Raw genomic sequence first — 19,357 nt, forward strand, 5'->3', positions numbered from 1 at the left:
TTCACCATTGCCATCCGGCAACAGGCATGCAAGGGCGTTTCGCCATTCGTCCAGGTCGTCGTCTGCCACATTGCCGTTATCGATTTCAAACTCTGTGTCACAGGCAAGGGCATTCGGATTGGCAAGCACATAGTCATTGATGTTCGGTCGATTCGCGCGGATACGCTCAACGATATCGTCCGCCAGTAATATCGCCTGGGTGCGAGTTTGGCTGCCGGTCGTCTGTTGCAGGCTGGTAGTCTGCAAAGACGCCATGCCCAAGAGGCCGATCGCAAGTATCAGCAGTGCAACCAGAATCTCAATCAGACCAAAGCCCTTTTGTCGGCTGCTCATCAGCAATCTCCCTTCTGAGTCGACCCACGCCCGGAAAGAGATACGGTAATAGTGCGGGTTTTGTCGGTCTCACCAGCCTCACAGCCACTGGGCTCGAGGCTGATATTAAAGGCGGCATTGGTCATTTCACCCCGGGAATTAAGGGTCAGTGAGTTGGCAGAGCCGGAATAATCCAATTGGTTTATGGCATCAAACTGCCGCAGACCATTCGCTGCGTCACAGTCGGCACCCAGATGTACGCACCAACCTTCATCAAAACCACCAGAGTCAGCAGTCAGGGAAACATCGTCGCCAACACGCACCGCTTCGCTGCGGGCAAAACTGATTGCTGACAGAATTCGGTTCGATTCCGTCGCCAACCGATTGTTTTCGATCAGTTGCTGGAACGAGGGAACGGCGACTGTCGCCACGATGGCCAGCACAGCTACTACAACCATCAGTTCTATGAGAGTAAAACCTCTCTGGACATTATGGACTTTCATGACCGCATCCTAAATTTGTCTTAATGAAGCATAGAAGAGCCTCTATTCCCGTGCGAGGGCATAGCGACGAGCGGCAAAAAATAAAAGACAGACGGCACTGGAGGCCGCTATTTTGTGACAGGAATCAATTTTCCGGGAGGGCGCGATCGCTTTTTCGGCGATTAATCAACCCGCCGAACAGCGGCGACAGCATGGAGCTCACGAAACCTCAACCGCATCAATCCTGAGCTCTTTCGGCATGGAGAACACAATATTCTCCTCACGGCCGGAAATTTCCTCCGGCACTTCACCACCAAGATCTCTCAGCCTCGAGATCACATCGTTCACCAGAACCTCGGGAGCGGAGGCACCGGCCGTCACACCGACAGAGGTCTTGCCCTCAAGCCATTGCGAATCAATCTGTGAGGCTTCGTCAATAAGATAGGCAGGTGTGCCCATACGTTCCGCCAGCTCACGCAAGCGATTGGAGTTGGAGCTGTTCGGGGAACCTACCACCAGCATCAGGTCGCAGTCGCCGGCGAGCTGTTTCACCGCATCCTGGCGGTTCTGGGTGGCGTAGCAGATGTCATCTTTGCGGGGGCCCTGGATTTCAGGGAAATGCTCCCTGAGGGCATCGATGACACGGGCTGTGTCGTCCATCGACAGTGTTGTCTGGGTAACGTACGACAGCTTTGAAGGATCCTTTACCGTTAATTCGGCAACGTCTTTTTCGTCTTCAACGAGGTAAATTTCGCCGCCATTGCTGTGATCATATTGCCCCATGGTGCCTTCCACTTCCGGGTGCCCGTAATGGCCGATCAGAATACATTCGCGCCCTTCACGGCTGTATTTCATTACTTCCATGTGAACCTTGGTAACCAGCGGACAGGTGGCATCAAAAACCTTCAGTCCCCGTCGCGCTGCTTCATTCTGAACGGCCTGGGAAACGCCATGGGCGCTGAAAATCACCAGCTTGTCGTCAGGCACCTCTTCCAGCTCCTCGACAAAAATAGCACCGCGTTCGCGCAGGTTATCCACCACAAACTTGTTGTGTACAACTTCGTGGCGCACATAGATTGGAGCGCCGAACACATCCAGGGCACGGTTCACGATCTCGATGGCGCGGTCGACACCAGCACAGAAGCCACGTGGATTAGCGAGTCGGATTTGCATAGAATTTGTGCCCTACGGAATTGAACAAAGTTTGCGCTAGCCTGCTGGAAAATGCGATCAATGGGCCTGACCAGCAGGTTCCACATCAATAATTTCCACTTCAAACGTCAGTGTACGCCCCGCCAGAGGGTGATTAAAGTCCACATCAACCTGGTCCCCCTCAACACGGCTGACCACCCCCGGCAACTCGCTCTGGCGAGCATCCGCAAACGAGATCATTACGCCCTTCTCCAGCACCATATCGGCACTGAATTCGCTGCGTTTGAAGGTTTGCACATTGCTGGGGTTGTGCTGGCCGAAAGCCTTTTCCGGCGGCACTTCATAGCTGTTCCGGTCTCCGGCCTTCATACCCATCAGGTAGGCCTCGAAGTTCTCCGGCAGGTTCTCGTCACCGATCTCCAGCGTTGCCGGCTCCTTCTCAAAGGTAGAGTCGATGATTTCACCATCACTGAATTTCAGGGCGAAATGAAGCGTAACGCGGGTACCCTGATCTACGGGAAGTTCTTTCATTGGCAGCTATCGCTCCTGTCTTCCTTCACTCCGGATCGCCATCTGGTTCCCGGGGCTTGCGGAATATGTCAAGAATCATCATGCCGGCGCCAATGGTGATGGCCGTGTCGGCAATGTTGAAAGCGGGGAAGTGGTAGTTGTTCCAGTAGAAATGCAGGAAGTCCACCACATAGCCATGCACAACGCGGTCATACACGTTACCCAGGGCACCGCCAAGAATTAATACGATGGCAATGGCCGACCAGGTTTCATGGCGCCGCAGGGATTTGAGCCAGAACACCAGCACGACACTGACCACCAGCGCCAGAGTAATAAAGAACCAGCGCTGCCAGCCGCTGCCACCTGCCAGAAAACTGAACGCGGCTCCGGTGTTATGCAACAGGGTGAGGTTGAACATGGGCATCACCGGCACCGGGTTGCCGTACGTCAGCATGGCAGTTGCCATGGCCTTGGTGCCCAGATCCAGCACTACCACCAAGGCCGCCAGCCAGAGCCAGCGGAGTTTGGAGCCGGTTGCTTCCGTATCGTTCATTACCTTTTCCACAGTCCGGCTTCCGTCAGGCAAAGGACCGGGACTCGCCCTGCCCTTCCACGTTAGTTACACAGCGGCCACATAGGTCGCTGTACTGCTCACTCTGGCCAACGTCCGCCCGATGCTGCCAGCAGCGCTCGCATTTTGCGTGGGTTGCAGGTGTCACCTTGACCAGCAATCCTTCGTGAGAGGTCTGCTCTGCATCGCCGGCTTCAGTTACAGGCCTTACCGTGGCCTCGGAAGTGATCAGCACAAATCGCAGTTCCTCACCCAGGTGGTTCAGGTCTTTCGCCAGATCACCTTCGCAATAGAGCGTCACTTCCGAACTCAGAGAGCCCTTGATCTCACCGCGGCCACGGGCCTCTTCCAGGCACTTGTTCACTGCTTCTTTCACGCTGTAGATCCGGCTCCAGTAATCGCGGCCGAGCTCTACGTCTGCGGGCAATGCAGTGAGTCCCTCGTACCAGGTCTCATAGAATACGGTATCGCCACGCTTACCCGGCAGGTGCTGCCAGATTTCATCAGCGGTGAAGCTCAGGATCGGTGCAATCCAGCGCACCAGGGCTTCCGCAACATGGAAAAGTGCTGTCTGGCAGGAGCGGCGCTCGCGGCTGTCTGCCTGGGTGGTGTACTGACGGTCCTTGATGATATCCAGATAGAAACCACCCAGTGTCGCCTCGCAGAAGTTATATACCTTCTGGTAGATACGCAGGAAGGCGTAGTTCTGGTAGTCCTCGTGCAGTTCGTCCTGAAGTTGCAGAGCCTTGTCCACCATCCAGCGGTCCAGGGCAATCATGTCTTCCGGCGCCACGGCGTGTTTTTCAGGATCGAAGCCGGAAAGATTACTGAGCAGGAAGCGGGCGGTGTTGCGGATCCGGCGATAACCGTCTGCGGTCTGCTTGAGAATGTCCTTGGACACCGTCATTTCACCGCTGTAATCGGTGGCAGACACCCACAGGCGCAGGATATCCGCACCCAGTTCGTTCATCACTTCCTGGGGCGCGATCACGTTACCCAGGGACTTGGACATCTTGCGGCCCTTGCCATCGACGGTGAAGCCGTGGGTCAGCACCTGCTTGTAGGGCGCCACGCCGTTCATCGCGATGGACGTCTTCAGGGATGACTGGAACCAGCCGCGGTGCTGGTCAGAGCCTTCCAGGTACATATCCGCCGGGAACTGACCGAGCTCTGGGCGCGGGCGCAGCACGGACTCGTGAGTGACACCGGAATCAAACCATACGTCCAGGGTGTCGGTAACCTTTTCATACTGATCAGCGTCGCTGCCCAGGAATTCTGCCGTATCGATGTCGTACCAGGCATCAATACCGCCTTTTTCGATTTCCTTCGCCACCGCTTCCATCAGGTTCTGGGTATCCGGATGCAGTTCCTGGGTTTCCTTGTGGATAAACAGGGTGATGGGCACGCCCCAGGTGCGCTGACGGGAAATGCACCAGTCCGGGGACTGTTTGAACATGGCCTCGATACGATTCTGACCCCATCCCGGCACCCAGCGAACGCCCTTGATGGCTTCCAGGGCGTTGTTGCGGAGGTTTTCCTTGTCCATGCTGATGAACCACTGGGGCGTGGCGCGGTAGATCAATGGAGTTTTGGTACGCCAGCAATGAGGGTAGCTGTGGCTGAACTTCTCGGCGCGCACAAGCTTGCCTTCCCGTTCCAGCGCTGAGCACACCGGGTCGTCCGCCTTGTAGACGTGAACCCCGGCAAATTCGCCAGCCGCCTTGGTATAGGTGCCATCGGCCTTCACCAGGCTGATAGTGCCAATGCCATTGGCCTTGCCTACTTCAAAGTCTTCCATGCCGTGATCGGGCGCGGTATGCACCACACCGGTACCGGCGTCGGTAGACACGTGATCGCCCAGGATAAGCGGAACCTGCTTGTCAAAAACCGGGTGCTGCAGGGCCAGCTTATCCAGCTTTTCGCCGATGACAGTCGCCAGCACTTCAAAATTCTCGACGCCCCAGCGGGCCATGATGCCCTCGACCATTTCTGCGGCCACAATCAGACGCTCCGGACCATCACCGGTGTCTGCCTGTACCAGCGCATATTCCAGCTCAGGGTGGATGGAAACCGCCTGGTTGGCAGGAATGGTCCAGGGGGTGGTGGTCCAGATCACCACCGAGACATCGCCCTGTCCTTTATTGGTGCTGAAAAGATCAAGTACCTTTTTCTGATCAACGGCCGTAAAACGTACGTCGATCTGCACCGAAACCTTGTCCTGGTACTCCACTTCGGCTTCCGCCAGCGCAGACTGCCCCACTACACTCCAGTAAACCGGCTTGAACCCGCGAACCAGGTGCCCCTTGGCGACGATCTTGCCCAGGGCGCGCACGATGCCCGCTTCCACTTTCGGGTCCATGGTCAGATAGGGCTTGTCCCACTCACCCATGACACCCAGGCGGATAAAGTCTTCCTTCTGACCGGCAATCTGCTTGGTGGCATAGTCGCGACAGGCCTGCCGGAAGGTTTTGTAGTCTACCTTCACCCCGGCCTTGCCGATCTCCTGCTCAACCTTGTGTTCGATAGGCAAGCCATGGCAGTCCCAGCCCGGCACGTATGGGGCGTCGTAGCCCATAAAGCTGCGGGACTTGACGATCATGTCCTTGAGAATCTTGTTGACCGCATGACCGATATGAATGCTGCCGTTGGCGTAGGGAGGGCCATCGTGAAGGATGAACTTTTCCCGGCCTTCCCGCTGCTGGCGCAGCGTGCCGTAGACGTCCAGGTCCTGCCAGCGCTTGAGCATGTCCGGCTCGCGCTTGGCGAGGTTACCGCGCATGGGAAAGGCGGTTTCAGGCAGATTCAGGGTGTGCTTGTAGTCGCTCATGGTTTTGGTGCGTAGCTCAGGTTGTTAAATGTCGGTCAGTGTCCGGTGGCTGAAGAGCCATGGTCTGCAATCCACGCCCGGGCCTCATCGAAATCACGGGCAATCTGCTTTTTGAGGTCATCCACCGAGTCGAATTTCACTTCGTCCCGCAATGCATGGCGGAAGACCACATCCAGTCGCTGGCCGTAAAGTGTGCCAGCAAAGTCAAACAGGTGCACTTCCAGCGACGGCTGCTTGCCGTCCACCGTGGGGCGCAACCCGATATTGGCGACGCCGTCGAATACCCCGCCGTCTTCGAGGCTGGCGCTGACCACGTAGACACCTTTCAGCGCCGGCATCTGCGGCAGCAGCAGGTTAGCCGTTGGCGCGCCAATCTGTCGGCCAAGCTGGCGCCCGTATACGACCCGCCCGCGGATGCGGTAAGGATGTCCCAGCAGCTCTTCGGCCTCCTCTATCCGGTTCTCTGCAAGCACGTTGCGAATCCGCGTACTGCTAACACGCTCACCGTTAACGGTGACGGTGCGGGTGTTTTCAACCGTGAATCCACGCTGTTCCCCGACTTCCCGCAGCAACGCGAAGTCGCCTGCGCGGTCGCAGCCGAAACGGAAATCGTCCCCCACCACAAGATGACGGACACCAAGGCCGTTGATGAGCACGTCCTCGATGAACCCCATGCCGGAATAACTTCGGAAACGCTCGTTGAAACGCAGACAGAGAACAATATCAATGCCGGATGCCAGCAGGGCTTCAAACTTCTGCCGGAACGCCGTTAATCGCGGTGGTGCTTCCCTGCCCTGGAAAAACTCGCGGGGCTGGGGTTCAAACACCATCACCACGGAAGGTACGCCCAGTTCAAGGGCTTTTTCATGCACCTGATCGATGATGGTCTGATGGCCCAGGTGAACACCGTCAAAGTTTCCGATAGTTGCAACGCAACCATTCGCTAGCGGCCCATCGGCCTGCTGTGCAAAGTTTTTCAGGTTGGTCAGGCCCCGGATCAGACGCATGTAAAGCGAACCCTTGTTTGCCAGCGGTGCATGGTTTCACTGGTGAGAAAACGCGCGATTATAACCTACCTGTGGCGAAAATGTCTTACCCGCACCCCGGCCAACGCCAACACAATAAAATACACCGCAACGCCAGAGACTACGAGAATACCCATATCGGTGGCGCGCTGAAGGCCGCCAGCCCCCAGCCAGCGGTCTACCGGCGGCTGCAACCACACAATTGTTCCTGCCAGCGCCACATTGGCAAGCCCGATCTGCAGCAGGAACCGAGGCCAGCCCGGCTGCCATTTCCAGGCGCCTTCCTTTATCAACCCCCGCCACAGCAGGCCCGTGTTCAGCCAGGCCGACAGGGACGTAGCCAGTGCCAGCCCTGCGTGAGCGAGCGGAAAGATCAGCGCCAGGTTGAACACCATATTGGCCACCATCGCAATAATGCCGATCTTGACCGGAGTTTTGGTGTCTTCACGGGCAAAATAGCCCGGCGCCAGCACCTTGATCAACATGAATGCCAGTAACCCTGCGGAATAGGCGCGCAGGCTCTGGGCGGCCATGGTGACGTCCCGGTCGGTGACCTCCCCGTAATGGAACAGGGTTGCGATCAACGGTTCCGCCAACAGGGCCAATGCCAGCGCGGCCGGCAGCCCGATCAGCAGCACTGCACGGACAGCCCAGTCCAGTGTTGCAGCAAACTGGTCTGCGGAAGCCGCGGCGTGTTTGCGGGACAGGCTCGGCAGAATAACGGTGGCGATGGCTATACCGAACACACCCAACGGTAGCTCAGACAGCCTGTCGGAATAATAAAGCCAGGAAACACTGCCAGTCTGCAGGAAAGAAGCCAGCACAGTATCCAGTAACAGGTTGATCTGACTGACAGAAACCCCGAACAGTGCCGGCACCATCAGCTTCAGGATGCGACTGACCCCCTCATGCTTGTAGTCCACCTTTGGTCGCGGCATCAGCCCCAGTTGCATCAGGAAAGGGATCTGGAAGAACAGCTGCAATGCACCGGCAATAAAAACGCCCCAGGCCAGGGCAATAATGGGCGTTTCCATCAAAGGCGACAGGAAGATCGCAGCACCGATCATGGCCAGATTAAGCAAAACCGGTGTAAACGCGGGTATGGCGAAGCGATCGTAGCTATTGAGGATGCCACCGGCAAAAGCCGTTAACGAGATCAGCAGCAGGTACGGAAAGGTGATGCGCAGCATGTCGCTGGCCAGGCCGAATTTGAGATCATCACCGAGGAAGCCCGGCGCAAAAACCGCAGTCAGCAGCGGCGCGCCCAGCATGGCAACGGCGGTCACTCCCAGCAATACCAGCCCCAGGGAGCCGGCAACGGCATTGACCAGGCGCCGGACTTCGGTGACAGACTCCTGCTCCCGATACGAGGAGAGCACTGGCACAAAGGCCTGGGAAAACGCGCCTTCGGCAAACAGACGGCGCAGGAAGTTGGGGATCTTGAACGCAACAAAGAAGGCATCGGCGCCCGCTCCGGCGCCAAAATAACGGGCAATGACCATGTCCCGCACCAGGCCAAGGACTCGTGACAGCATGGTCATGATGCCGACAAGCCCGGATGACCTGAGCAGCCCCGGAGGTTTCGGCAATGCTTTCTGGGTTTCTGTTTGCTCAGGTTCGGATGACATTCGTGGCCTGGACGATGATTCGGTAGACTCTGGACAATTCGGGAGCACAACGGGCCCGGTTTCGGTAATTCCCTAGGACCCTGGAGGGCTCTCCGGCGACGAGCGGCGAGTTTACCACAGGCCTTGTGAATACCGGGATGAAATAGCGTTGAGTCTTGACATTTTGGGACGTTGGCGGCATAGTTCCGCGTCATTTATTTCGACGCGCTGGTTTTGGCGCGCCCGCGATTTTTACGAATCGTTTCACACGAATTTCGGATTTCACAGATCTCAGGAGTTATACGGTGGCAAATTCCCCGCAAGCCAAGAAGCGCGCACGTCAGAACGAGAAGAACCGCAAGCACAATGCCAGCCTGCGTTCCATGGCGCGCACTTACATCAAGAAAGTCCAGGCCAACATTGAAGCTGGCAAGCCTGAGGAAGCGCAGGCAGCGTTCCAGAAGGCCCAGCCAATTATGGACAGCATGGTTAACAAGGGCGTGTTCGCCAAGAACAAGATTGCTCGCCAGAAGAGCCGTCTGAGTGCCCGCATCAAGGCTCTGAAGAGCGCGTAAATTGCTCTTTCGGAACTTTGAATGAAGAAACCGGTCGATTGGCCGGTTTTTTTGTGTCTGTTTATTCGCTTGACTGCTGACTCGGAGCGCAGGCAGGCCTGCCTCCAGAGTTGGGTGGAACCTTCTAGACAATCACCATGTTATCGCGGTGGATCATTTCTTCGTCGGAGATATAGCCCAGCACTTCTGTGATGCGATCACTGGAGCGGCCGGCGATGGCTCTGGCTTCGTCGGCGTCGTAGTTGACGAGGCCGCGGGCTATTTCTTTGCCGGTTTCGTCGACGCAGGAGACCATTTCGCCGCGGCGGAACTGGCCGGAGATGCTTTTTACGCCCACAGGCAGCAGGCTGCGGCCGCCCCGGCAGAGGACGTTGACGGCGCCCTGGTCGAGGGTGAGTTTGCCGCGGGTCTGGAGGTGGCTGGCGAGCCATTGTTTGCGGGCGGCGATGCGGCCCTGTTCGGGGAGCAGGAGGGTTCCGATGCTTTCGCCGTCGCGCAGGCGGGCGATGGCTTTTTCGATTCGGCCGCCGACGATAACGGTGAAGGCGCCGGAACGGGCAGCCAGGCGGGCGGCGCGGACTTTGGTCTGCATACCACCGCGCCCCAGGTTGCCGGCTCCGCCGGCGGCCATGGCGTCGAGCTCGGAATCACTGGCAAGGCGCTCGTCCACCATTTGAGCGTCCGGGTTTTTGCGGGGATCCTTGTCGAACAGGCCGAGCTGGTCGGTAAGGATAATCAGGCCGTCTGCCTCGATCAGGTTGGCCACCAGGGCGCCCAGGGTGTCGTTATCGCCGAAGCGGATTTCGTCGGTGACCACGGTGTCGTTTTCGTTGACGATGGGCACTACGCCGAAATCCAGCAACGCCCTTAAGGTGCTGCGGGCATTGAGGTAGCGCTTGCGGTCAGACAGATCATCGTGGGTGAGCAGGATTTGAGCGGTATGAATGTCATGGCGCTTGAACTGGGCCTCCCAGGTCTGCACCAGCCCCATCTGGCCCACGGCAGCTGCGGCTTGAAGTTCGTGCAGCTGCTCCGGGCGCAGAGTCCAGCCGAGCCGGCTCATGCCCTCAGCCACAGAGCCTGAAGACACAATAACCACTTCAACGCCATCACTGACCAATTCTGCAATCTGGTCCACCCATAATCCCAGGGCGGACACATCCAGACCGCGGCCATCGTTGGTCAGCAGCGCGCTTCCGATTTTTACGACCAGGCGGCGGGCCTGGCGAAGCTGGATGCGTTTGCTCATTGTATTCCAGTCCACGGGGGCGGGCAGGCAGGGACCATGTCGGTGGATACGCTGTGAATACGTCCATGTACGCTCGACAAAAACATCCCTGTTTTTGACGATCCACCGACATGGTCCCTGCCTGCCCGACGATACTTTGGCGTTAGATCAAGCAAAATTCTTACTCTGGGGCGTAAACTACCTCGACATCGTAATCATCGTCATCGAAGTCGTCGTCATCATCGTCGTCAGCCTGGCGGGCTTCGCGGCGGATCTGACGCTCCGCTTCGATCCTGGCACGCGCTTCTTCGTCCATCTGACGGCGACGGGCAGCTTCACGCTCGGCGAACTCGGGGTTTTCGGCTTCTTCCTGGGCCTGGTCTTCGATCCAGCGCATGACGGCCTGGGTGAGCGGCTTGGTGCCTTCGCCGCTGAGGGCGGAGATACTGAATACAGGACCTTCCCAGTCGAGTTCGTCGATGATGGCCTGACAGTGTGCCTCACGGTCTTCTTCAGAGACCATATCCACCTTGTTCAGCACCAGCCAACGCTCGCGGCTGGCGAGGGTTTCGCTGAATTTTTCAAGTTCGTGTTCGATGGCGCGAACGCTTTCAACAGGCGAGGAACCGTCATAAGGCGCCACGTCTACAAGATGCAGCAACAAGCGTGTGCGAACCAGGTGCTTGAGGAAACGGATTCCCAGCCCTGCACCTTCTGCCGCGCCTTCAATCAGGCCCGGGATATCGGCGATAACAAAGCTCTGGTGGGCCTGCACGCTGACCACACCGAGGTTAGGCACCAGGGTGGTAAACGGGTAGTCCGCCACTTTCGGCCGCGCCGCGGATACCGAACGGATGAAGGTGGACTTGCCGGCGTTGGGCATGCCCAGCAAACCGACGTCCGCCAGCACTTTCAGTTCCAGACGCAGATTACGGAGCTCGCCTTCGGAGCCCTTGGTAGTCTGGCGTGGAGCGCGGTTTACCGAGGACTTGAAGCGGGTATTACCCAGACCATGAAACCCGGCCTGAGCCACCTTTAGACGCTCGCCGGCGCGGGTCAGATCGCCCAGCACTTCGTGGGTGTCCATGTCCACAACCGTGGTGCCCACCGGCACCGGCAACACCAGGTCTTCACCCTTGATACCGGTGCAGTTACGGCCGGAGCCGGGCTGGCCGTTCTCGGCCTTGTGCTTGCGCTGGAAGCGGTAGTCGATCAGCGTATTGAGCGCGCTGTCCGCTTCGAGGTACACAGACCCACCGTCGCCGCCGTCACCACCATCGGGGCCACCCTTGGGCACGTATTTTTCACGGCGGAAGCTCAGGCAACCGTGGCCGCCCTTGCCCGCCTCAACAATGATGGTGGCTTCATCTACGAACTTCATTCATTAACCCTTTGCGCAATGCGCATAAACTAAAAAGCCCCGCAGCCTCATGGAAGCTATGCGGGGCTCCAGGCGACTCTGATATCAAATCATATCAGGGCCACCCAAGGTTCGACAGAACCTGAGATCGCCGCTGCTTACGCAGCCGGGACGATGCTCACGAACTTACGGTTCTCAGGGCCTTTCACTTCGAACTTGACCTGACCGTTCGCGGTTGCAAACAGGGTGTGGTCCTTGCCGAGGCCAACGTTGCTGCCCGGGTGGAAACGGGTGCCACGCTGGCGAACAATGATGCTACCTGCAGATACAGACTCGCCGCCGAAGCGCTTGACACCAAGTCGTTTTGACTCGGAATCGCGACCGTTACGGGTACTACCTGCTGCCTTTTTATGAGCCATTACAAGCCTCCTTATCTAAGGGGTTACTCGAGGGTCTTAGCCCTGGATACCCGTGATCTTGACTTCAGTAAACCACTGGCGGTGGCCCTGACGCTTCATGGAATGCTTCCGACGACGGAACTTGATGATCTGGATCTTGTCGTGACGGCCGTGGTTAACCACTTCCGCTGTCACTTTGGCACCATCAACAACCGGCGCACCAACCTGAACCTTGTCACCATCGGCGATCAGCAGAACGCGGTCAAACTCGACGTTGCCGCCGGTTTCCACTTCCAGCTTTTCCAGCTTCAGAGTTTCGCCTTCTTTTACACGGTGCTGTTTACCACCGCTAACAATAACTGCGTACATTAACGTTCTCCGCGATTGACCCATCCCTGCTCTTATCCGCCTGGTTCTAAGGGAAGCGCTTCGGCAACCCTATAGCAGGGAGCGCAGGTTGGGATGAGTTGGGCGCGTGATTGTACGAAAACCACCACTGCTTTACAAGCCAAGTTGACACTGAACACCGCAATACCTAGCATTGCGCCACCTGCCTATTTTCCAACGAAAACGCCAGACAAGGGACCGGACCAGCCGCATGACAGCCCAGCGCATTTACGACACCGTCGCGGAGGACTTCACCCGCGTCAATGATCTGATCATCAAGCGGCTCTCCTCAGACGTTCCCCTGGTGGAAAAAATCGCCCAGTACATCATTGAAAGCGGCGGTAAGCGCCTGAGGCCACTACTGGTTTTGCTTTCAAGCCGGGCGCTGGGCTATGACAGGGACGACCATCTCAAGCTGGCAGCGGTGATTGAATTCCTGCATACCGCAACGCTTCTGCATGATGACGTTGTGGACACATCAGACATGCGCCGGGGCCGAAGCACCGCCAACGCCCGCTGGGGCAACGCCCCGAGTGTACTGGTAGGTGATTTCCTCTACGCCCGCGCCTTCGAGATGATGGTGGAGCTGCAGAGCCTCCGCATCATGGACGTGCTATCCCATGCCACGGCAGTCATTGCCGAAGGCGAGGTTCTGCAACTGGTGAATGTGAAAAACCCGGACGTCAGCGAAGACAAGTATATGGAGGTCATCCACAACAAGACCGCCATGCTTTTTGAAGCCGCCTCCCATACCGGCGCCCTGCTGGCCGGAGCCGATGAAGAACGGGAGCAGGCACTGAGAGATTACGGCAAGCACCTGGGCCTTGCCTTCCAACTGGTGGACGACGTACTGGACTACCGGGGCGATGCCGAGGCCATGGGTAAGAATGTAGGCGATGACCTGGCTGAAGGAAAAACCACGCTACCACTGATTTACGCCATGACCGAAGGCAGTGATGACGAGAAACAACTGATTCGCCAGGCGATCCGTAAAGGCGGACTGGATGACCTGCCCCGGATCCTCCAGATCGTCAATCGCTCTGGTGCCCTGGAGTACACCATGGCCAAAGCCAGGGAGCAGGCCGCCCTGGCAGCGGCGTGCCTGAAAACTCTTCCCGAATCAGATCATAAGGAATCGCTAGGGTTGTTGACCGAAATTGCGGTTGCACGGGTTAGTTAGTGAGCCTGTCGGCAGTGGGTTGTCGGATGACGGCTTCGCCTAATCCGACAAGACTCACCCCAGAGCTTCCCTACCATGAGGCGCCTCAAAATCCAGAACCGGCCCCACCGGTACAATCTGCGTCGGATTGACCGTACGCTGACTCACATAGTAGTGACGCTTGATCTGCCTGAGATCCACCGTATCCGCCACGCCCGGCACCTGGTATAGATCCCGCACATAGCCGGACAACGCCGGGAAATCCGCAATCCTCTGCCGATTGCACTTGAAATGGCTGTAATACACCGCGTCAAAACGGATCAGCGTGGTAAACAGCCGCCAGTCCGCCTCGGTCAGCCGGTTGCCCGACAGGTAACGCTGCCCTGACAGCCGCTCCTCCAGCCAGTCCAGTGAATCGAACAGCGCACCATACGCCTCTTCATATTTGTCTTGGGCTGTCGCGAATCCCGCCTTGTAAACACCGTTATTGACGGTGTGGTAAACCCGGTCGTTCACTTCTGCAATCTCGCCGTGCAGCTCTTCCGGATAGAAATCCAGATCACTGCGCACGCCCTCAAGCCCGTCAAACGCCGAATTGAACATCCGGATAATATCCGCAGACTCGTTGCTGACAATTGTCTGGTTCTGCTTGTCCCACAAAGTCGGCACCGTCACCCGCCCGGAATAATCCGGCGCTGCCTTCAAATAAACCTCATACATGAAACGCTTACCATTCACATCATCCCGATGCGCCGCCTCATCCGGCCGGAACTCCCAGCCGTTCTCCACCATATCCGGATGCACCACCGACACTGAAATATGCTTTTCCAGCCCTTTCAGGACCCGAAAAATCAGCGTGCGATGCGCCCAGGGACAGGCCATGGACACATACAAATGATACCGCCCCGACTCCGCCGGAAAGCCCCCCTCCCCGTCAGGACCGGGCGAGCCATCCGCCGTTACCCAGTTCCGAAACCTCGCGGCTTCGCGTTCAAACTTGCCACCGGTTTTCGAGGTGTCGTACCACTGATCGTGCCATTTGCCATCTACAAGCAGTCCCATAAGACCTCCGCTGAACGCATATTGGGTAATTTGAGTGGGCGGCAAGCACTCTGTTGATCAAGGGAATTGGGGCAGGCCTTTGCAAACCGTGCATTGCCATGGATGGCAATGCCGAGCCCCCATGGATGGGTTCACGGCGTGTTTGCGAAGGCCTGCCCCGATTCCCGCGCCACCAAACTGGCCCACAAGAAATCAGAGGAAGAATACCGGCCACCCTGCTACGCTCTCAAACAATCAATTCTGGCCAACACAATCAGATAATTCGAACATGCACACAGCCATCACCATAGACGCCCTCAAAGTCCTCGATGCCATTGACCGCAAAGGCAGCTTCGCCGGTGCCGCCAACGAACTCTTTCGCGTACCGTCCGCCATCAGTTATACCGTCCAGAAACTGGAAGAAGACCTCAACGTCGCCATCTTCGACCGCACCGGACACCGCGCCGCCCTAACCCCGGCCGGCCGCTACCTGCTGGAAGAAGGCCGCACCCTGCTGGAAGCGGCGGAAAACCTGGCCCACACCACCCGCCAGGTCGCCCAGGGCTGGGAAACCCGTCTGCGAATCGGCTTCAACTCACTGCTGCCGGCAGAATGCCTGTTCCCCGCAGTAAAGGAGTTCTATGAACTCGGTGTGCCGGTGGAAGTACAACTGGTGGAAGAGGTGTTTGCCGGCTCCTGGGATGCCCTGCAAAGCCGCCGGGTTGACCTCATAGTCGGTGCCGACCAGATGAGCAAACCCGCCGGCGCCTTTACCACCAGCCCACTGGGAGAAATGCGATTTGTTTATGCTGTGGCACCCGAGCACCCCCTGGCGACGGCCGAGCAACCGTTGACCGAAGAGGACATAGCCCGCTTCCCTGCTGCCGTGGCCGCTGACACCTCGCGATCATTGCCACCAGGCCATGCCGGCATATTCCGCCGCCAGAGAACCATTACCGTTGCCAATATCGACCAGAAAATCGCCATCCAGCGACAAGGGCTTGCGGTGGGCTGGCTACCAGAAGCCAGAGTACGGGAACAACTGAGCAACGGCACCCTGATTGCGCTTAGCGTCCACGAACCACGCCAGCCAATCATGCTCCATCTCGCGAGGCACTCGGAGGACCAGGGTAAGGCGCTGATGTGGTTCTGGGAAAAATTGGGAGAGTCAGCCGTCATTGGCTCCTGGCTGGAAGCCTGATTCCATGCATCTTGTGTGCTGACTAAGGAACAGGCATATACCCGGCAAAAGAGCCAACGGAATCGGTCTCTATTGGTTTATACTGCCCCGACGCAAGAACCTGTGAACGGAGCTCAAACCATGCGGCAGTTGTCTGAGCTGGATGCCTCATTCCTTTACCTGGAATCCGAAACCGCCCCCATGCATATTGGTGGCGTCTATCTTTTCGATGCCCTGGAAAGAGAGACCCCGCTGGCGTACAGCACTTTTGTAGCTTACCTGCGCAGCCGACTTCACGTCGTGCCGCTTTTCCGTCAACGGCTGAAGGAAATCCCACTGAGACTCGGGCGACCCTACTGGATTGACGACCCGAACTTCAGCATTGAACGACACCTTGCCTATGTAAACCTGGGGGATCATGGCCAGCTGGAAAGTCTGATGGGGCTGGCCTCGCGGATTCTGGAGGAACCGCTGAAGCGAGATCGGCCACTCTGGCACATCACCTTCGTTGACGGTTTCCAACTGGATGACAACGACCTCGACAGCAAGAGCTTCGCACTGATCGTCAAGCTACACCATGCCGCCATTGATGCATTCAGTGGCGAGGAAATCATTGGCAAGCTGCTGGAGTACACGCCAAAGGCCCGTGCCATAGAAGGCCCCCGGCCATGGAATCCGCGACCGGAGCCATCGGAAGAACGGGTCATGCTGCAAGCTGGCGCCAATCTGCTGCGCAAACCCCTTCAGGTAACGTCCCTGGCCGTCAATGCGGCGGAGGCAACTGCACGGGGGCTGATCCAGAGGCAAATGCGAAAGCTGCCATTACCGTTTCCACTGTTTTCCGCTCCCCACAGCCCGTTTAATCGCCAGATCACCGCGAACCGCCAGATTGTCGCCACCAGCCTGGACCTATCGCGGCTCAAGGCAATCAAGGCAACGCTGGGAAATGTCACGTTAAACGATGTGGTGCTGGGCCTCTGTGCAGAGACTCTACGCAGGTATCTGGCCAACCATGATATAAAAACGAGTCGCTCCCTGGTTGCCATGACGCCGATTTCGGTCCGTTCCAGCAGCCTGCGCAGAGCAACCGGAAACCAGATGTCCGCCATGCTCCTTAACCTGGCGACCAATGAACCGGATCCTGCGAGGCGGATCTACCGCATACACTGGAACGCAGTAGAGTCGGAGCCTTACCGGGAGGCCATTGCCGCAGACCGCCTGACGGAACTGCTGCCTTCCAACATGCTCGCCCTCTCGGCGCGGCTTTATTCGGAACTCCAGATCGCCCAGCGTTACCAGCCGGTATTCAATCTGCCAATCACCAATGTGCCCGGGCCCCAGGTTCCGCTGTATCTGCAGGGTGCCAGGCTGGTCAGGCAGTTCAATTCCGCACCGCTGTTCGATAGCCTGGGACTGGTTATCGTGGCGGTCAGCTACCAGGGCAGCCTCACCGTGAATTTCACCCTGTGCCCTGATGTGGTGGCTGATGGCGACTCGCTGACGGGTTTGCTTGAGGACAGTCTTTCAGCCATCGAGGCGGCGGCAGTGAAGCTCGCGCCGGAGAACGAGGAACCGGACTACGAGCTGGATCACCATAAAACCCTGACGGACGAAGCGTTTACCCTGATGGAAGACGCTTTAAAAAAGGTGTTCAAGAACTTCCGCCTTTAGCTGCCTCGGGGTGGCTTCAAAACCACCCCCGAAGGTTACTCGAAAGCCCAGCGCAGAAAGCTGCGGCGCTCCTCTTCACTGGCTTCACCCCATAAAGCCTTGAGCTCTTCCAGAGTACCCTCATCTTCCTCACTACCGGAATCACCACCGCCGGAGCCAACAGGTGCCCGGGCGACCGCAGATTCTTCAGCAGAGCGCCCGTCCCAGGCGCTGGCACTGGCAATAACCTCACCGGATGCGTTCACAACATCGGCGGCAAAGTCGCTGGCAAAGGCCTCTGCTTCCCCCCTGTTGGCAGGTGGCTCAAAACTGAAACGATAGGTCTCGCCCGGCTGAGCGTCGATGGTCACCGCCTGCGGAGCCGTTTCGACGACATGCACTTTGGACTCGCCATTACGGACAACCCCGCTTTTGGCCCAGATGGTTTTATATGTGAAGACCACCTGGTTTTCACCCGGAAGCATCTCGAAGTCCAGGGCCAGGTCCTCCATCAGAAAATTCGTCAGCCTGCGACCATTCACCTGCTGCACCTCGATCTCACTGGGCGCCTCCAGGATTGCCGTTTGTGAGGCATCAGCATCCCCTTCCCAGGTTTTGATATTGCTCATGTTGGAGCTGCAGGCGGAAAGTACAAAAAGCGCTGAAAACGCCATTGCCAGACAGCGGGCTTTCTTGAAAAAGACCAGAACGTGATAGGTACTCATATTATATCCTTGTGCTTTTCACCGGGAATGCCTGATGGATGGTCGCTTGGGGTTGAAAGGCATTTTGAAGAGAGGCAGAGCCAAGAGCAAGACATACCGCCTGTTTACAGCAACCAGGTGACACTTCGGTTACCTGGTCAAGGCTCTGCGAGAGCGATAAATGTAAAAAAATGTTGAATTTGGCGGGAATTGATTTAATTTTAGACAATCGGCGTCCAAAAACATCCCACTGCCCGATATAAGAAAAACGACAAAGGGCTCAGGAGCAAACATGGATACCCAACGTCGGACCGGAGAAAACGGCCCCGCACCTTTCCGAAGCAGCCGGTTCTTCTGCGTCGGGAGCAAGTGGTATTTCACAACCCGGGAGGGCTTTGACAGCGGTCCCTTTGCCTCCCGCCAACGGGCAGAAACCGGTTTGCGGCGCTTTCTGCATGTCGTCCGGCTTTTGCCGGAAGAACAACAGATTCACTGAGCCGGGCTCCTTCCCGCCTCAGTTCCAGGTTCAGACAATGACCGGCATCAACCACTGGTCAATGGCGAACAGGCATGCCAGTGCCATAAATCCCGCCACCACGTCGTCCACCATAATTCCGAGCCCGCCGGGCATGTACTGATCAAGCCAGTTGATCGGCCAGGGCTTCACCACGTCAAAAAGCCGGAACAGGGCAAACGCCATCAGAATGCCGTAGACGGTATCCGGAAACAGCGCGAGGGCGATCCACATGCCCACGAATTCGTCCCAGACGATGCCGCCATGGTCGTGAACCTTGAGGTCTTCTGCCGTCTTTCCACACAGCCAGATTCCCACCAGAAAGGCGAAAACAACGAAAATCCAGTAGCCAACTGGTGGTAACCAGGAAAAGCAGAACCAGACCGGTATCGCCGCCAGGCTACCCCAGGTGCCCGGGGCGCGGGCGGCAGCGCCACTGCCCAACCCGAAGGCCAAAAAATGTACCGGGTCCCGCAGAAACCCTGGAGGCAAACTGGCCTCGGGAATATCCGGCTCCTGTAGGTTATTGTCACTGCTCATGAATCGGTCCTGAAATGATCGTAGCCTCCGGCAACGAGGGCTCGCGGCTGACCATTGTGCGTGATGGCAAGGTCATTTCCGGAAGTCACCTCACCAATAACTGTCAATTGGCGACGAATGTCCCCTGGCAGGCCT

The 19,357-nt window shown here is 57.5% G+C and carries 20 protein-coding genes; 5 read left to right on the top strand and 15 right to left on the bottom strand.

From position 1 onward, the window contains the following. The 8 genes from pilV to murJ form a co-directional block, all read right to left on the bottom strand. A partial coding sequence (gene pilV / locus ACESMB_RS09900; RefSeq protein WP_372971438.1) for a type IV pilus modification protein PilV occupies nucleotides 1–333 on the bottom strand: 333 nt, incomplete at its 3' end. Beyond that, entirely contained in the window at nucleotides 333–815 is a 483-nt protein-coding gene (locus ACESMB_RS09905; RefSeq protein ID WP_372971439.1) for a GspH/FimT family pseudopilin, read from the bottom strand. The genes pilV and ACESMB_RS09905, both read right to left, overlap by 1 nt. A gap of 198 nt (nucleotides 816–1,013) precedes the next feature. Next, nucleotides 1,014–1,967: a 4-hydroxy-3-methylbut-2-enyl diphosphate reductase gene (gene ispH / locus ACESMB_RS09910; protein WP_372971440.1), complete on the bottom strand. Its 954-nt coding sequence runs from the start codon at nucleotides 1,965–1,967 to the stop codon at nucleotides 1,014–1,016. A gap of 57 nt (nucleotides 1,968–2,024) precedes the next feature. Then, nucleotides 2,025–2,477, bottom strand: coding sequence for an FKBP-type peptidyl-prolyl cis-trans isomerase (fkpB, locus tag ACESMB_RS09915; protein ID WP_372971441.1), 453 nt, complete (start codon nucleotides 2,475–2,477; stop codon nucleotides 2,025–2,027). A gap of 25 nt (nucleotides 2,478–2,502) precedes the next feature. Next, entirely contained in the window at nucleotides 2,503–3,009 is a 507-nt protein-coding gene (lspA, locus tag ACESMB_RS09920; RefSeq protein ID WP_372927366.1) for a signal peptidase II, read from the bottom strand. 25 nt (nucleotides 3,010–3,034) lie between these two features. Then, a complete protein-coding gene (ileS, locus tag ACESMB_RS09925) occupies nucleotides 3,035–5,854 on the bottom strand; it encodes an isoleucine--tRNA ligase (protein ID WP_372927367.1) in 2,820 nt (939 codons plus the stop codon). Nucleotides 5,855–5,889: 35 nt separating this feature from the next. Further along, nucleotides 5,890–6,861: a bifunctional riboflavin kinase/FAD synthetase gene (ribF, locus tag ACESMB_RS09930; protein WP_372927368.1), complete on the bottom strand. Its 972-nt coding sequence runs from the start codon at nucleotides 6,859–6,861 to the stop codon at nucleotides 5,890–5,892. Between the two features lie 65 nt (nucleotides 6,862–6,926). Next, nucleotides 6,927–8,507 carry a murein biosynthesis integral membrane protein MurJ gene (gene murJ / locus ACESMB_RS09935; RefSeq protein WP_372971442.1) on the bottom strand — a complete coding sequence of 527 codons (1,581 nt, stop codon included), beginning with the start codon at nucleotides 8,505–8,507 and terminating at the stop codon, nucleotides 6,927–6,929. Nucleotides 8,508–8,791: 284 nt separating this feature from the next. On the opposite strand from murJ, the gene rpsT reads away from it, so the two are divergent. After that, complete coding sequence (rpsT, locus tag ACESMB_RS09940; RefSeq protein WP_372927370.1) at nucleotides 8,792–9,061, top strand: 30S ribosomal protein S20; 270 nt, start codon at nucleotides 8,792–8,794, stop codon at nucleotides 9,059–9,061. A 124-nt stretch (nucleotides 9,062–9,185) separates the two neighbouring features. Here the strand turns inward: rpsT and proB are convergent, their stop codons facing one another. From proB to rplU, 4 genes are all read right to left on the bottom strand, one after another. Beyond that, nucleotides 9,186–10,310 carry a glutamate 5-kinase gene (gene proB, locus ACESMB_RS09945; RefSeq protein ID WP_372971443.1) on the bottom strand — a complete coding sequence of 375 codons (1,125 nt, stop codon included), beginning with the start codon at nucleotides 10,308–10,310 and terminating at the stop codon, nucleotides 9,186–9,188. Between the two features lie 160 nt (nucleotides 10,311–10,470). Further along, entirely contained in the window at nucleotides 10,471–11,670 is a 1,200-nt protein-coding gene (cgtA, locus tag ACESMB_RS09950) for an Obg family GTPase CgtA (RefSeq protein ID WP_372971444.1), read from the bottom strand. A gap of 137 nt (nucleotides 11,671–11,807) precedes the next feature. After that, nucleotides 11,808–12,068 (bottom strand): 50S ribosomal protein L27, encoded by a 261-nt coding sequence (rpmA, locus tag ACESMB_RS09955; protein WP_372926032.1) that lies wholly within the window; start codon nucleotides 12,066–12,068, stop codon nucleotides 11,808–11,810. A 36-nt stretch (nucleotides 12,069–12,104) separates the two neighbouring features. Further along, nucleotides 12,105–12,416 (bottom strand): 50S ribosomal protein L21, encoded by a 312-nt coding sequence (gene rplU, locus ACESMB_RS09960; protein WP_348296915.1) that lies wholly within the window; start codon nucleotides 12,414–12,416, stop codon nucleotides 12,105–12,107. Nucleotides 12,417–12,645: 229 nt separating this feature from the next. Between rplU and ispB the strand changes: the two genes are divergently transcribed. After that, nucleotides 12,646–13,614, top strand: a complete 969-nt coding sequence (gene ispB, locus ACESMB_RS09965; protein ID WP_372926031.1) for an octaprenyl diphosphate synthase — start codon at nucleotides 12,646–12,648, stop codon at nucleotides 13,612–13,614. Nucleotides 13,615–13,668: 54 nt separating this feature from the next. Here the strand turns inward: ispB and ACESMB_RS09970 are convergent, their stop codons facing one another. After that, nucleotides 13,669–14,655 carry a glutathione S-transferase family protein gene (locus ACESMB_RS09970; protein WP_372926030.1) on the bottom strand — a complete coding sequence of 329 codons (987 nt, stop codon included), beginning with the start codon at nucleotides 14,653–14,655 and terminating at the stop codon, nucleotides 13,669–13,671. A 268-nt stretch (nucleotides 14,656–14,923) separates the two neighbouring features. On the opposite strand from ACESMB_RS09970, the gene ACESMB_RS09975 reads away from it, so the two are divergent. Both ACESMB_RS09975 and ACESMB_RS09980 read left to right on the top strand, forming a co-directional pair. Further along, nucleotides 14,924–15,835 carry a LysR substrate-binding domain-containing protein gene (locus tag ACESMB_RS09975; RefSeq protein WP_372926029.1) on the top strand — a complete coding sequence of 304 codons (912 nt, stop codon included), beginning with the start codon at nucleotides 14,924–14,926 and terminating at the stop codon, nucleotides 15,833–15,835. A gap of 120 nt (nucleotides 15,836–15,955) precedes the next feature. Continuing rightward, a complete protein-coding gene (locus ACESMB_RS09980) occupies nucleotides 15,956–17,485 on the top strand; it encodes a WS/DGAT/MGAT family O-acyltransferase (RefSeq protein ID WP_372926028.1) in 1,530 nt (509 codons plus the stop codon). A gap of 35 nt (nucleotides 17,486–17,520) precedes the next feature. Here the strand turns inward: ACESMB_RS09980 and ACESMB_RS09985 are convergent, their stop codons facing one another. Continuing rightward, entirely contained in the window at nucleotides 17,521–18,189 is a 669-nt protein-coding gene (locus ACESMB_RS09985; protein WP_372926027.1) for a DUF2057 family protein, read from the bottom strand. 271 nt (nucleotides 18,190–18,460) lie between these two features. On the opposite strand from ACESMB_RS09985, the gene ACESMB_RS09990 reads away from it, so the two are divergent. Continuing rightward, nucleotides 18,461–18,664 carry a DUF6316 family protein gene (locus ACESMB_RS09990; RefSeq protein ID WP_372926026.1) on the top strand — a complete coding sequence of 68 codons (204 nt, stop codon included), beginning with the start codon at nucleotides 18,461–18,463 and terminating at the stop codon, nucleotides 18,662–18,664. A 30-nt stretch (nucleotides 18,665–18,694) separates the two neighbouring features. Here the strand turns inward: ACESMB_RS09990 and ACESMB_RS09995 are convergent, their stop codons facing one another. Continuing rightward, on the bottom strand, nucleotides 18,695–19,222 hold the full coding sequence (locus ACESMB_RS09995; RefSeq protein ID WP_372926025.1) for a phosphatidylglycerophosphatase A: 528 nt from the start codon (nucleotides 19,220–19,222) through the stop codon (nucleotides 18,695–18,697). Nucleotides 19,223–19,357 lie beyond the last annotated feature (135 nt).

Source organism: Marinobacter sp. (assembly GCF_041686475.1).
Classification (GTDB): domain Bacteria; phylum Pseudomonadota; class Gammaproteobacteria; order Pseudomonadales; family Oleiphilaceae; genus Marinobacter.

What these genes read in the sequence shown, in the direction of transcription:
- ACESMB_RS09905 (WP_372971439.1), bottom strand. Translation starts at nt 815, where the DNA reads ATGAAAGTCCATAATGTCCAGAGAGGTTTTACTCTCATAGAACTGATG.
- ispH (WP_372971440.1), bottom strand. Translation starts at nt 1,967, where the DNA reads ATGCAAATCCGACTCGCTAATCCACGTGGCTTCTGTGCTGGTGTCGAC.
- fkpB (WP_372971441.1), bottom strand. Translation starts at nt 2,477, where the DNA reads ATGAAAGAACTTCCCGTAGATCAGGGTACCCGCGTTACGCTTCATTTC.
- lspA (WP_372927366.1), bottom strand. Translation starts at nt 3,009, where the DNA reads ATGAACGATACGGAAGCAACCGGCTCCAAACTCCGCTGGCTCTGGCTG.
- ileS (WP_372927367.1), bottom strand. Translation starts at nt 5,854, where the DNA reads ATGAGCGACTACAAGCACACCCTGAATCTGCCTGAAACCGCCTTTCCC.
- ribF (WP_372927368.1), bottom strand. Translation starts at nt 6,861, where the DNA reads ATGCGTCTGATCCGGGGCCTGACCAACCTGAAAAACTTTGCACAGCAG.
- murJ (WP_372971442.1), bottom strand. Translation starts at nt 8,507, where the DNA reads ATGTCATCCGAACCTGAGCAAACAGAAACCCAGAAAGCATTGCCGAAA.
- proB (WP_372971443.1), bottom strand. Translation starts at nt 10,310, where the DNA reads ATGAGCAAACGCATCCAGCTTCGCCAGGCCCGCCGCCTGGTCGTAAAA.
- cgtA (WP_372971444.1), bottom strand. Translation starts at nt 11,670, where the DNA reads ATGAAGTTCGTAGATGAAGCCACCATCATTGTTGAGGCGGGCAAGGGC.
- rpmA (WP_372926032.1), bottom strand. Translation starts at nt 12,068, where the DNA reads ATGGCTCATAAAAAGGCAGCAGGTAGTACCCGTAACGGTCGCGATTCC.
- rplU (WP_348296915.1), bottom strand. Translation starts at nt 12,416, where the DNA reads ATGTACGCAGTTATTGTTAGCGGTGGTAAACAGCACCGTGTAAAAGAA.
- ispB (WP_372926031.1), top strand. Translation starts at nt 12,646, where the DNA reads ATGACAGCCCAGCGCATTTACGACACCGTCGCGGAGGACTTCACCCGC.
- ACESMB_RS09970 (WP_372926030.1), bottom strand. Translation starts at nt 14,655, where the DNA reads ATGGGACTGCTTGTAGATGGCAAATGGCACGATCAGTGGTACGACACC.
- ACESMB_RS09975 (WP_372926029.1), top strand. Translation starts at nt 14,924, where the DNA reads ATGCACACAGCCATCACCATAGACGCCCTCAAAGTCCTCGATGCCATT.
- ACESMB_RS09980 (WP_372926028.1), top strand. Translation starts at nt 15,956, where the DNA reads ATGCGGCAGTTGTCTGAGCTGGATGCCTCATTCCTTTACCTGGAATCC.
- ACESMB_RS09985 (WP_372926027.1), bottom strand. Translation starts at nt 18,189, where the DNA reads ATGAGTACCTATCACGTTCTGGTCTTTTTCAAGAAAGCCCGCTGTCTG.
- ACESMB_RS09990 (WP_372926026.1), top strand. Translation starts at nt 18,461, where the DNA reads ATGGATACCCAACGTCGGACCGGAGAAAACGGCCCCGCACCTTTCCGA.
- ACESMB_RS09995 (WP_372926025.1), bottom strand. Translation starts at nt 19,222, where the DNA reads ATGAGCAGTGACAATAACCTACAGGAGCCGGATATTCCCGAGGCCAGT.